8 protein-coding genes are annotated in these 13,395 nt (G+C 62.7%); 7 read left to right on the top strand and 1 reads right to left on the bottom strand.

Features of this window, described 5'->3' with window-relative positions:
* The first annotated feature begins 1,610 nt into the window (after positions 1–1,610).
* From ASC77_RS22115 to ASC77_RS22100, 7 genes are all read left to right on the top strand, one after another.
* Positions 1,611–2,018 (top strand): hypothetical protein, encoded by a 408-nt coding sequence (locus ASC77_RS22115; RefSeq protein ID WP_056158090.1) that lies wholly within the window; start codon positions 1,611–1,613, stop codon positions 2,016–2,018.
* Positions 2,019–2,181: 163 nt separating this feature from the next.
* A complete protein-coding gene (locus tag ASC77_RS22110) occupies positions 2,182–2,865 on the top strand; it encodes a hypothetical protein (RefSeq protein ID WP_056793450.1) in 684 nt (227 codons plus the stop codon).
* Between the two features lie 354 nt (positions 2,866–3,219).
* A complete protein-coding gene (locus tag ASC77_RS22105) occupies positions 3,220–3,516 on the top strand; it encodes a hypothetical protein (RefSeq protein ID WP_056158085.1) in 297 nt (98 codons plus the stop codon).
* Positions 3,517–4,195: 679 nt separating this feature from the next.
* Positions 4,196–10,399 (top strand): RHS repeat-associated core domain-containing protein, encoded by a 6,204-nt coding sequence (locus ASC77_RS26840; RefSeq protein WP_162249853.1) that lies wholly within the window; start codon positions 4,196–4,198, stop codon positions 10,397–10,399.
* A 127-nt stretch (positions 10,400–10,526) separates the two neighbouring features.
* The gene (locus ASC77_RS26835; protein ID WP_156391241.1) at positions 10,527–11,048 is read left to right on the top strand and encodes a hypothetical protein; all 522 of its coding nucleotides are present in this window, start codon (positions 10,527–10,529) and stop codon (positions 11,046–11,048) included.
* A gap of 72 nt (positions 11,049–11,120) precedes the next feature.
* Entirely contained in the window at positions 11,121–11,717 is a 597-nt protein-coding gene (locus ASC77_RS27905; RefSeq protein WP_082620438.1) for a DUF1990 domain-containing protein, read from the top strand.
* Positions 11,718–12,040: 323 nt separating this feature from the next.
* Positions 12,041–13,057, top strand: coding sequence for a tyrosine-type recombinase/integrase (locus ASC77_RS22100; RefSeq protein WP_056158082.1), 1,017 nt, complete (start codon positions 12,041–12,043; stop codon positions 13,055–13,057).
* Position 13,058: 1 nt separating this feature from the next.
* Here the strand turns inward: ASC77_RS22100 and ASC77_RS22095 are convergent, their stop codons facing one another.
* Positions 13,059–13,319 carry a hypothetical protein gene (locus ASC77_RS22095; RefSeq protein ID WP_056158073.1) on the bottom strand — a complete coding sequence of 87 codons (261 nt, stop codon included), beginning with the start codon at positions 13,317–13,319 and terminating at the stop codon, positions 13,059–13,061.
* Positions 13,320–13,395 lie beyond the last annotated feature (76 nt).

Here is a 13,395-nt window from a genome sequence, read left to right as displayed (position 1 = left end):
CCTGGGTCGGGTGAGTGCTCGCACGTGCTGAGGATCTGGCCTTAGGTTGGGGGTCAGCAACAACGGGAGCGTGATCAGGATCAAGGCCGCCAGCGTGGCGCGGTTCGATCGTGCGGATGAAGTCTTCGGCGACGCCCGCCGCATGACCGCGGCCCTTCTCGAAGACGGCGTCCACGCACTGATCAACAGGGCAGTTCTCGGCGCCAGCACCGAACAGGTCGGCGGAGGCGAAAACGTCTGGCGGGGGACTCTGGCGGGGGACTATCGAAGTTCTTGTCTGGCCTGCAGGACTATCGCGACGTCATCGATCTGGGCTGACGTTTCGACGGCTGCGGGCGGGGCATCGGTTCGATATGACCGAATGGGTCTCGCACGCCGCCGCTGCCGAGCTGGTCGGCTGTGCGACCAGCACGATCGAGCGACACCTCGACGAGATCGCACATCGAGATCGCCGAGGTGGTCGGCCGTGCCTTGATCGCGAGTCGGTGGTGAGGTGGGGCGACGCATGGCGAGCTGCCCGGACTCCGCTTCGTCTGCCCGCTGGTCGCGAGCCGGTCGACGAGAGTGCACCCGACGACGGACAGGTGTGGCTGGATCCGACTACCGCCGGGCTCCTACTCAGTTACACACCGCAATACGTCACGCGGCTCGCCCTCGACGAACGGATCCCGGCCGTGCGCCGCGGCCGTCGTTGGTGGCTGCGCCGGCGTGACGTCGAGACCTACTCCGCGGCTCGCGCGTTCGCGGCGCGAACTCGAGCGGCCTAATACGGGCACGGGTGCAGCCGATCCTCATTCGCAGTCGGTCTAGCGGTCGGACCAGTGCTGTGTCAGGCAGCGCGCCCCATCCATGTCGTTACTGCCCCTGTCAGGCCACTGTTCTTCGCAAGCGACGCAGCAAACAGCGCCAAGTGCTGCTTAGGGTTCACCAGGTCGCTAAGGACCAAGAGTCATCTTCTGCGTTCCAGAGGAACGCTGACGTTGCGGGTTGGGGAAGGTCCTCCCACGCACTCTCGGCTAGTGAGAGCGCGGTCTGGCACCGTCTAGCAGGTAAGCGCACAGCACCCGGTTGCTGCTGTTGCACGGCGAACCGCTAAGGCGGCAGCCGACGTTGCCGACTCGGGTGTGCAGATGGTAGGAGAGCGCATCGATTGCCACCTCCGTCAGCGGGATGGTCCTGCGGCTCGTCGACGTTTGGGCCAGGAACACGTTCCACCAGCAGAGCCCCCGAGGCGCCGCTAGCGTTCAATCTCGACCCCGCCGGGGACCCGAGACTTCGGCGCTGTCACCTGCCCGACAGGTGCACTACCGCTCCCATGACGACCTGCGCGAACACAAGGGGGAATCACTCAGCTTGGAAGTGCCAGCTGCGCCCGTCACCCCGGTGGCGGGGCGCCTTCGGGCGTTCACAGGTCTAGCCCGAGGCGCAGCCCGCGGGCAAGATTTTAGATCTTGGGAACGCAGAGGTTCATTCGCCCTATGCTGGGTTTGCTTCGGCCATTTGATCGCACCTGTAGACCGCGTCTGAACTTCTCGGTAGGGGAATTGGTGTCCGTGTTCAGCTGGCCTGTGAAACGGGCTTTCGTTACGTGTATCGCGACGCTCGCTGCTGTGATCGGATTCGCCGCACCAGCGCACGCGTGGGCGGTAGACATCTACAGTCAATCCAGCACACTCGGGGGCGGCGGCGGCGAAGTCTGGGGTTCGGGGACCTTCACCGACAGGGACTCGTTCACTTACGCGATGTCGGTCAAAGACCGGTGCCCCGGCGATGGCTTGGGCGTGGCCTTTTACTTCGAGATGAAGCTCGCGGGCGCCTCCTATAGTTCGATCTCGCAGGTCTTCGGTGTCAACCGGTATGGCTGCGAGGTCCAAACCGTAAGCGCTAGCGGCAAGGTGAATCGTCAATCAGACATGATCAAGATGCGGGCGCTCCTGTGTTACACCAACGGCGCTGACTCCTGTGCCTTCGTCAACGACGATGGGTTCAGCGTGTGGAAGATCAACCCGAACGTCTGAAGACCCAAGGCCACGCCACCAGAGCAAGCACGAAATACGCTGTGGAAGGACATCACCGATGAATCTCCGTGACACCGAGGCCCCCGCGAGAGCCGAGAGGTCAGGTCCGAGCGAGGAGCGTCGTGATTCTGCGCGCTCTGGGCGTCGTCTCAGGCGATGGGTGGTGCCGACGCTCGTTGTTGGTGTCGGGATCGCTGGTGCGGTCACGCTGCGCCCCTTTCTCAGCGATGACGCCGATCAGACATCTGCTGCTGCGCCCGACTTCAAGGGCTATGTCGCGTCGGACATGCGAGACCGGATGATCACCTCCGCGGAGTCGGTTCTCGGCAAGTCCATTCCAGACACAGCAAACCCGAAATTCGTGGCCGGAACCGCAGAGTTCCAGGAACTGGAGCAAGCGAACTACGCGGACGCTGACTACATGAACGTTCTCTTCGGCGATAAGGCCAGCCACAGCGTCCAGCTCTACTCCGGACACACGAGCGATGCCCCCAACCCGAACGCGTACTGCTGGGGCATCGACACTGGCCGACAGGTGAGTTGCGAGGTCGAGAAGCTGTCCTCCGGCGCCTCCATGGTCACCACCGTCACACCGTTCCTTCGGGCGCCCGAGTTCGGCAGAGGCAAGTTCAAGATGGTCGACTACCGCACCCTCAGCCAGAACGACCTCGCGAACATCGACGTCGAGCGCGCTGTCCGCGTGATCCACCCCGGCGGGTTCGAGATCATGGTGACCGAGCGGATCGCTGGCCCATCGTCCCTCGACGACGATGCGTTCTCGGTTCCCTCCGACGCCATGGAGAAGCTGGCGTCGGAGGCGACCCTCGCCATCCCGCGGCCCAGGTGAACCCGAACTGACTGAACTCTCCCGACTGACGCCCCGTCACCCTCGTGGTGACGGGGCGCTTTCGTTTTAGGTCTGTACGTAGGTTGCGAGGGAGGATCCTCCGCGGCAACATCCGCCCGATCAGCGACTTCCACGCAGAGGACCAGCCAATCCAGACCGAGGCCCATGCCTTCGCGACCGTGATGACGCAACTCGAGGAGCTCCGCCCGACGGCTGGCAGCTCTCTATGTCCAGGTCGACCGCGGCGGGCTGATGCCTGACTGGGTCGCGTGGCTCCTGGTCGTCGCCGGCCTCACGATCGGCGGTTCGCTGCTGAGGTCGTGCTGGCGCGATCAACCCTGACACAATGCGAAGGTGCTTCACGCCTTCGTCGACGAGTCGTACACCAACGACTGGTTCTTCATTGCCGCTGCCCTTGGCGATGATCAGCAGGTGACAACGCTGAACAACAACATGCCTTGGCTTGTGATCGAAGCCGCTGAGTCCTTTCAGCTGGCAACCGTGCCCAACGAGCTCCACGGATACGAACTGCTGCAGGGCATCGGGCCGTGGCGAGTCATGCCACTTCACGATCGACTGGACATCGAGCATCACCTTGGCGGAGTGCCACAAGACGCCCGCACCCGGGTTATGCAATGTGATTCCAGCTAGCAGTAGGTGAGCGAGCAGGCATTGCGCGGGTGCTGTCGTTCCATCGGCCGCTGCGACGGACCCCTGCTTTGGTGGTCGAACGCGCAAGTGGCGCAGATGCGTCCTCGGCGACGTCAGTACGGGGCGGTGTCCCCCACGAAACAGAGATGCGTGCGCAGGGGACAGTCGGGGCGTTCCGCATGACGAAACGCTGCGACGGACAACTCTGGGATCTCTGCAACTGTTAGCTTGCGCGGCGGTCCGAAGTGGAGCAGAACGCCGTCCTAACGGAACCCGATGCACTCGGGTTGCGTGCTACGACTTCATCGCAAACCGAAGTAGCACTTGCGCCAAACGCCTGACACGGTCGGGAATCACCCATAGTCTCCGCCTGATTTGTTCGTAACCTGCGCCGGTCCTCCCGTTGCAGCTAACACTTCGGGAGTTGGCCTTGGTCGCAGCGCACCGCTCTGCCCGTTCTTCAGCATTGTTGGTCGCGTCGTTGGCGGTCGGGCTAGTGGTCTCTGGCGGCGGGCTTCCCGTCGTCACTCCAGCGACCGCAGCGCTATCGGTTCAGGCGGCGAGTACATCGACAGAACAAGCCGAGGTCTCTCGCCCTGATCGAGTCTCGGCGATGGTGACAGCGCGAGCCCTGGGGCAGAGGGTAGAGGACGCGTCGCAACGCAATGAGATCAGTCGCGTGTACGCCAATCCGGATGGCACCTGGACCTCGGAGATCGCGTCGGCGCCCGAGTCGGTGCAGGACGAGAGTGGCACCTGGCATGACATCGACCCGTCGCTCGTTCAGGACGGTAATCGTCTGGCCCCGAAGTATGGGCTCTCGGACGTGACCGTGTCCGCTGGCGGCGACAAGGTGTTCGCCACCATGACCGAAGATGGCAAAGACCTAGCCTGGAAGTGGCCGACGGTCCTACCGGAGCCTATACTCGAGGGCCCGTCGGCCACATACGCGGGTGTCGCTGCCGATGGCGCGGGCGACCTGGTCGTCACTGCCAATGACAGCGGATTCTCCTACAACGTTGTACTCCATGAGGAGCCAACCGCGCCCGTCGAGGTAGCGGTGCCGGTGATCACGGACGGCGGGGTGCTCAAAGAGACCTCGGACGGCGGTCTTGTGGTCACTACGAACGACGGCAAGCCTGTCGTCAGCGCGCCGGAGCCGGTGATGTTCGACGCGAGTGCGAACGATGAAGGCGACCCCACCAATGTGGCGACCGTCGATGTAGACGTAGCCAAGTCGAACGGCCCAGCATCCGTGCTAACGCTGCTGCCGGACCAGGACTACCTCCACGACCCAGACACCGTGTACCCAGTGACAGTCGACCCGACGTTCGACGGGATCCACGCGATCAACGACCCGCTGTACAGCACTGACTCGTGGATCCAGACTCCGGACTTTCTCAATGGCCAGGATTCCAGTCAGGAGTTGCGGGTCGGGAGTAAGGATGCCGGAAGCCACAAGGCGCGCGCCTTCATGCACTTCGGCGGTACCTCGAATATGTGGGCCTTCACGACGATCGACTCAGCAGATCTGGTGCTCCGCAGCTTCGACTCCGGCTCGTGCACCAGTGGTGTCGTCCGTGCCGCAATGATCAACCAGGCGTGGACCGGTGGCGCGGGGAATCTGTCTTGGCCAGGCCCTTCGGTCGCGGCTTCCTATTACAGCGATTACGCTCCGGCGCAGGGCTACAGCTCGTCGTGCCCGGCAGGCGATGCGACGTGGGACGTCACCGCGATGGTGCGCCAGTGGGCAGCCGGCGCGGCCAACAACGGGATTCGATTGTCGGCCACGGATGCGAACGCGAACCAGAGCAACACCTATCGGCGGTACCGGTCAGCGAACTACCAGAACTACCCTGGCCTCCGGCCGCACCTCAACGTCACTTGGCACACTCTGCCTAGCATCGCTCTCGCGCCTACGGTCGCTCCAAGTTCTTACTACACCCCGCCGGGAGGGCCGTCCGCGCTCTACACCTCGGCAGCTAAGCCCACGTTTACATCCAGTGCCGCCGATGGGGACGGTGGGCTCGGAAAGATCGTCTTCCGTGTGTACGTCGGAGGATCGACCAATTGGTACACCGCGTGTACTGGGTCCTACGCGACCCCAGGCGTGAACGCCGCGTGCGCGGTGCCCGACGCGTTGCCCGACGGTACCTATACGGTCCGAGGGAAGGCGGGCGACTACTGGGGTTGGGCAGGCGGCGGTTCGTTCGAGGACGAGACTGGGTGGTCGACACGAACCACCTTCACCGTGGATACCTCAGCCCCGTCCATTGCGCTCACAGCGACCGGCTTGGCGGACAACACGTGGTACACGACTGCCCCGACGAGCAACACCTTTACATTCGACGGTGCACCCGACACTGTGTCGATGACGTACTCGAAGGACGGCGCCGCACCAGTCGCTCTGTCGGGAACTCAGATCAGTTCTACGGGTGACGCCAACCTAACCTGGCTCCCTGGGCTCGGATTTCACACGCTTGCCGTCACAGCGACCGACCGCGCCGGTAACAGCTCCTCCAAGTCCTTTAGTTTCGGAATCGGTGATTCGCCTTCGTTGTCAGCGCCTGCAACTCGCATGAAGTCGAACGCGACGTTCCCGCTGTCGGTACTCGCTCCGCTCAGATCGAGCGGAGACCTTCGACTGCAGTGGCGTTACGCCGGCGCTAGCGCCTGGAACACCATCGCCTCCCAAACCGCTCCGTCATCTGGCTCCATCAAGACCTACGCCGGAATCACATGGGACGGCCAGCAGACCGTCGACGGGCCTTCCCAGCCGCAAGCTGCAAGTTCGGACACCTTCGACCTTTTGTGGGACGCGACGAAAGAAGACCGAGATCCCACCGACAATTCAGCAGACACGCTCGCTGCACCCGCGTTGCTCGAGGTCCGAGGGTGCCTGGGAAGTCTGAATTGCACTCCGGCGCGGGCCGTCCAGCTGATTGATAACCCCAACGCGCCGACGACCAGCGTCGGTCCGATGACGGTTGACCTCGGAACAGGTGATGCGTCATTGGGCGGCGCAGATGCGGTCGATGCAAATGCTGGCGTCGCCCGCCTCTTTGCCAGTACAGACGATGCGACGAAAACGGACGGACCCTTCGGCAAGGGATGGTCGGCCAGCGGACTGTCCGCCTACGCTGACCTGTCAGCTGCGACAGTGAACGACGCCGTCGACCAACAAGGCAGCATTGCTCTGTCTCCGCCTGGAGGTAGCCCGATCATCTTTTCGCCGGTCGGTGCGGCCAGCGGCGGCGTCACCATTCTGAGGCGCGCCGATGCTACCGATGATGGATCGCGGCTGACTGTCAACACTTCAGGAAGTCCAAACACGCTGACATGGTCCGCGCCCTACGCCGGCACGGTGACCTGGACCAAGACTTCCGCCGGTTGGGGGTCTCCCACGGCGAGTTCGTCGACGGGTTCCGGAACAACCAGCCAGGCTTCCAGCGGGGGACTTCTGACCTGGATTGCTCAAACGCCATCGGCCGGTGGCGTGGTCTGTACCGCCAGTACTCAGGATCCTGGATGCCGCGGGCTCAAACTGACCTACGACGGCGCACAACACGTCACCCAGATCGCTCGCGTCGCTTACGATCCCAAAGCAGGTGTTGACGGGCTGGCCGGTCCTGGTGCAGGGGTGACAACAACTCCGATTGCAACGTACTCATACGACGGGTCGGGTCGCCTGGTTCAGGCATGCGATCCTCGACCGTCGACGCCGCTTTGCATTTCCTACGAATACATCAGTGTAAATGGGCGAACGCTTATTGCGGCTGAAACACCCCCCGGACAATCAAAGTGGTCATTCAGTTACGACGGGTCTGGCCGACTGATCAAGGTCGCCCGCCCGGTCGACCCGAACACCAACCCTGGGATCAGCGGAAACGCGACATGGACCGTGGTCTATGGTTCCGCGCTCGACGCCATTGGGCTACCAGCGATGGGTGGCAATGACGTTGCGAGGTGGGGCCAGACCGATGTCCCAACAGACGTAACGGCCGTCTTCCCGCCGAACCATGTACCGGCGGCGAATCCGACTATCGGGGATTGGAAATACGCCCAGCTCTTCTACACGCGATCCGACGGCGCGCAGACCAACTCTGCCGTCTTCGGCGCTGGTCAGTGGCTGGTCGACACCGCCTGGTATGACAGCTACGGAAACATCATTCAGTCGCTGAACGGTGCTGGCCGGTCGCGAGCCTTGTCTGCAGCGACGGACGCAGATCGGCTCCGGCTGGCTAAGGAAGCCTCCAGCGTGACGATCTTCAACTCTCAGTCAATCGGAGCCGGACAGAACTCGATTCCACCTGGCTCGCGCGTCGAGGCAACCTATACGCCTGCTCACGCTGCGTACCTGACCGATGGCACATCGGGTCTCTTCAGGAGTCGCACGAGCTACACCTATGACGACGAAGGGTCAATTGCTGGCGACACTAGGCCCCCGCTTCCAGCCAACCGAGTCAACTTCGGGTTGATCATCAAGACGACCAGTGACGCAGTCCTTCCCGACCTCACGGGATCGTTCGACGCGTCGATCGTGCGCCACCAGTACAGTCCCGTAGTGGCGGGAGATGGCGATGGCTGGACGATTGGCCGTCCGACGCGGGAAGAAACTCAGCTCGAAGACGGATCGTGGTCGACAACAGTCACCCGCTTTGACACCGAAGGTCGAGAGATCGAGCGTCGCCAACCTGGTGGACATGCGGACGCCATCGGGAGGGGCGACGACGCTCAGACAACGATGACCCAGTACTACACCGCAGGAAACCCCGACAGCGATTGCAACACCAATGGTCAGCCTTCTAAAGCCGACTGGATCGGCCTGATCTGCAAGCAGGGGCCAGCTGGTGCGCCTATGTCTCCATCAATGCCCAGCTCTGCTGTCACCGGCTACGACGTCGACCTCCAGGCAACCCGCACGGTCGAGTCATCAGGCACCACCGTTCGCACCTCAGTGAATGTGTTCGACGACTTGGGGCGCGAGACTGCTCAGTCATCGTCCGTCAGCGGCGGCGACACTCGCTCGATTACTAGGACCTACGACAGCGCAACTGGTGCGCCGAGCAGTCAAACTGACACCAGCGTGAATGCCAGCGGAAGCGAAAGTCAGACTACTGACTCGTGGGGACGCGAACGCTCCTATACGGACGCGACCGGGATGACGTCCCGACCCACGTACACAATCGATGGAGAACTCAGTACATTCGACGATGGGGCCGGTACATACGCCTATTCGTACGACGAAGGGTCCGGGGCGAATGAGGATCACCGTCGCCTCGTCACCACCGTTGACCTGGGCCTCTCGTCCGGACCGGACACCGTCACCCTTAAATACAACACTCTTGGGGCTCCATCATCCGTGACCTACTCGAACGGAATGGTGGCCTCCTACACATACGATGAGCTCGGGATCGCTCACAACCTCAAGTACGCCAATGCATCCGGCGATGAGGTGGTCGGTTTCGGCAGCGATCATCTCGTCGACGGGAGGGTCTCGTCGAACAAATCCACCGGCAGTTCTCAGCACTACACGTACGACGCACTCGGCAGACTGAGGAGCGTCCAAGATCAACGACCCGACGCGAGTATGGTCACGGCGTGCACCACTCGCATGTACGGCTTCAACCTGGCCCCGGGTCGCACCAGCTTCAAAACGTACGGCCCAGCCAGCGACAAGAGCTGCCAGACCGCGACGCCGTCGATGAGCAAGTCGAACGCTTATGACGCTGCGAATCGACCGATCAACAGCGGATACAGCTACGACAACCTAGGTCGCACCCTTACAACGCCAGCCATCGATACAACCAAGACCGGCGGAGGGGCACCCGCCGGTCCTCTTGAATCTAGCTACTTCGCTAACGACATGATCAAGACACTGAAGCAAGACGTTAACGATGGCAGTGGCGTTACCACAAAAGAAGCTGTGTACGGTCTTGACGCCTCGGGCCGCATCACGAACATCATCAACCGCTCCGGCGGCGCTGAAACGAGCCGCATCGTGTATCGATTCTCGTCTGATGGCGACAGCCCGACGAGTATTCGCAGTTCGAACGACGGCGGTTCCGGGTGGGCCACCACGCGGTATTTGCAGATAGCTGGGCTTGGGGCAATCGGCTCCACCGACATAGCATCGGGAAGTAGCCAGTTCGGCATCTCGAACCTTCACGGAGATATAGTCGCCTACTCTCCGAACGTGTCAGGCGCTGTCACGATCTCGTCCTACCAAGAGGCAGACGAGTTCGGAAATTCGGCTTCTGGAAGGTACTCCTATTTGGGGACCCAGCAGCGCGCCGCCGACGGCATTGGCGGCACGGTACTTATGGGCGCCCGCCTCTATAATCCCGCGTCCGGGAACTTCCTCACACCTGACCCCATCCCCGGAGGAAATGCAACACGGTACGGGTATCCATCGGACCCGATCAACGGGGCCGATATATCTGGCAAGTTCGGCTACGATATGCGGTTCCGTCTCAGAAAATGGGCCGGCAGCCAGTTTGACTTCTTCTTCAAAGTCCAAGCCAACTTCACTAAGGTGTTCCCGATCTCTGGCGCCAAGGACCTTAAGCAGGGAGCGGAAATGAATCTTCATCCGCTGAAGATTCTATACTTCCCGGTTAAGGTATCCAATATCTACCTGAATGGATGGCGATTCGAAGCTCGCAGAGGCCATCCTGACTATCCGGGCGGTTGGATTCAATTCAATTTCGAGAAGGGTAAGGATGGCTACATAACCTTGGTCGTCAAGGCGCATATACCCACCTTTTCAGCAGGAGGCGCCTGCATTGTAGCCGGCCCCACGTGTGTCGCACTCTATGGCGGCAATGCAAGATATACGTGGGGAAAGTTTGCAGACAACCTCGTAGACTTCTTCTGGGGATGAGGCGGAGATGAGGGATGTGAGAGTGGGCGGTGCTCAGACATCGGGCCTGTCGCCGTGTAGAGGGTCGTCCGCTGCTGTTGACGCTGGGCGGCGACGGAAGGGCGGCCTTGCACTACTTAGCACGCTCATGTCAATTGCGTTGTTGAGCTGTGGGCAGGGTCATTTACCGGACACGAGCACGAGCACGTCCGCCGAAACGCCGCATCTCGATGACGAGAAGGGCCCGCTTCGATCTGACCGATCGCCGCTGTCCAATTTCGTGCTCGTAACTTCCGGCGAGTCGTTCTCCTCTAGCGCGCTCGACATTCCCCTGTTCGTTGAAGGTGACGAGCCGATTGTTGTCGATCGGATCAAGTTGGTTTCCGTAGCAGGATTGGCTTCGCCAAAAGTAGTTTCCGCAAGAATTGACGCTTCTGCCGCCGTCGGTCACATTGTGAACCCGGTGACGGACGCTCGCAACGCCCCGCTGCTTAGTTTTACCGTCGGGGCGAACGGCCGTGTCTCGGCCAACCGCATCGTACAAGTTTACTATCATCTCACCAGTAGCGGCGATTCATTCACTGCCTCGTTCGCAACGCAGTGGGTGCTCTGTGAAAAGTCCGAGTTTACCTACGCGCAGTGCGCAGACGCGCTAGACGTAAATGACTGACCAGGCTGGTCCTTCGCTTTGCGATTGGGCGATAGTCCGCCCTGCGTGCATAGCCCGCTGGGAGTCCAGGGCATGGGTCGTGCCGTTCAGGACGTACAGTTCACGGATCATTGCGAAATGAGAGGCGCGAGTCATCGGAGCTTGTCCGAACGACCGCCCACGTACTTCGGCACGAACGTCCCGCTTGACGCGGGATTAGGTCGGATCAAGTCGACTGACTTCGCTGGATATAGCCGCAGCGTAAGAATCGGATTCGGCCCAGAAGCGTGGACGTCGGCCTCCAGCAATCTGCTGCGTTGGGAGGTGAAAGCCCGTAGCGGATTTTCTGTCTGGCCAATGGTGAATGACTCACAGGCTCCTATCGTCAAGGTGGGACAGCGGTACTGGCTGATCGCCCACGTAGGGCCTGTCCGCATTGGCGAACCGGTCGAAGTCGTAGAGGTGGCGGATGAATCGAATCTAAAGGCGTTCAGTTATAGGACCCTCGCCGGGCATCCGATCAAGGGTGAGGAGGCATTCATTATTGACCGACGCGAGGACGGATCAGTCTGGTTCACCGTCCGATCGGTCTCCTCTGCTGGCGACGGGGTCTGGCGGGTCGCCTATCCACTGCTGCGCGCGGCCCAGCCGCTCTACCGACGTCGCTACTTCAAGTCTCTAGCCCAATAGCAAGCGAGGAGGAGTGCAAAGGTCGGGATTGGTCTCGTGCGTGCTAGGCGTCGTTAAGCGCACCCGAGTTTGGTGCATCGCAGAAGAATGCGGGCAAGTGGCAGCCCGCTGCTGTGTCCTAGCGATGCGTCGTGCCACCGGGCGCTTGCTCCCTGAACCAATCGCCCTGTCTGGGCGCGCCCTTCCAGATGCAGGAAATGTCGAGGGTCAGCCAGACGCAGATCTGCAGGTCGATAACGTCGGCGCTTACCGACGTACGACGCCCGGTGGACGGCCCGGGGGAGTGGCCGACGGAGGAGCCGGGTCGCCGGTACAAACCGGCCATGACGCTGACACCCACTCCCGCACCGCTTGGCCTACCCAGCGGGCTCACGGTCGAGGACGCGGTCCGGATCGCCGCCGCTCTCGAGGCTTCGCTCGCCCCCGCGACGCGGATCCTGTACGCGCACACCTGGCGGGTCTGGGCCCGTTGGTGCGCTCAGCGGGGGCTCGAGCCGCTGCCCGCAGACCCGGCCGCGCTCGCCGCCTACCTGGTCGAGCGGGCCGCCGACGGCACCGCCGTGGTCTCCCTCGACGTGGCGTGCGTCGCCATCCGCCACGTCCACCTCCAGCACGGCCTGCCGAACCCCGCCGAGACCGAGCTGGTTCGCCAGGTCCGGCTCGGGCTGCGCCGCACCTACGGCACCGCACCCCGACGACTCGCCCGCCCGCTCACCACCACCGAGATCCGCCAGATCCTCGCCGCCATCGACACCAGCGTCCCGATCGGCATCCGCGACACCGCCATCATCCTGCTCGGCTACGCCTCCGCCATGCGCGGCTCCGAGCTCGCCGAGCTCACCCTCGCCGACATCGACCACAAGCCCGCCGGGATCCTGGTCACCATCCGACACTCCAAGACCGACCAGGAGCACCACGGGCAGAGGGTCGCCGTCGCCCACGGCACCCACGCCGCCACCGACCCCGTCGCCGCCCTCGCCGCCTGGACCCGGCTCCGTCGGCAGCAGCTCGGGGACGACTCCCAATACGGGCCCGGCGAAGGGGCTGGGGAAGCGCTGTTCACCCGGATCTGGCAGACCCGGATCAGCGACCAGCCCCTCGGCAAGTGGGTCGTCGCCCGGATGCTCCGCCAGCGCGCCGAACAAGCAGGCCTCGACGGCACCCGCATCACCGCCCACTCCCTGCGCGCCGGCCACGCCACCACCGCCGCCCTCGCCGGCGTCCCGCTCCACCGGATCGCCGCTCAGACCCGTCACAAGGACCTCGGCGTCCTCCTCAACCGCTACATCCGCCCCGTCGAAGCCCTGGCCACGACCTCGAGTCGCGACCTCGGCCTGTGACCTACCGGTCTCCCGTGCCGCCTGCGGGTGCGCGATCGACAGGCTGGCTCTCCGGGGGCGTGGGCGTGACTGGTGGCAGCTCGGGGATGACGAGATCCTGGATCTCACGAGTGAGGTGCTCTGCGTGGCGCTCGACCTGACCGACGAACCAGTCCCGCACCGGCGACACGACCACGATGCCGAGCATGAGCGCGAGAGCAAGTAGCTTCCTGATCCGCCGAGGCATCAAGAAGTCGAAGTCGCTCGCATCGAAGACATCCACGACCGCACCTTCCCACCGGGCACCGACAGTCCGCGGCCACCTGCAGAGCACATGACCTCATCGGAAGCCGTCGTCG

Source organism: Nocardioides sp. Root1257 (assembly GCF_001425175.1).
In the GTDB taxonomy this organism is placed as follows: domain Bacteria; phylum Actinomycetota; class Actinomycetes; order Propionibacteriales; family Nocardioidaceae; genus Nocardioides.
The sequence above is the reverse complement of the archived record's forward strand: the minus strand, read 5'-3'. Positions and strand labels throughout refer to the sequence as shown.

What these genes read in the sequence shown, in the direction of transcription:
- ASC77_RS27905 (WP_082620438.1), top strand. Translation starts at nt 11,121, where the DNA reads ATGGGTCGTGCCGTTCAGGACGTACAGTTCACGGATCATTGCGAAATG.
- ASC77_RS22100 (WP_056158082.1), top strand. Translation starts at nt 12,041, where the DNA reads ATGACGCTGACACCCACTCCCGCACCGCTTGGCCTACCCAGCGGGCTC.
- ASC77_RS26835 (WP_156391241.1), top strand. Translation starts at nt 10,527, where the DNA reads ATGTCAATTGCGTTGTTGAGCTGTGGGCAGGGTCATTTACCGGACACG.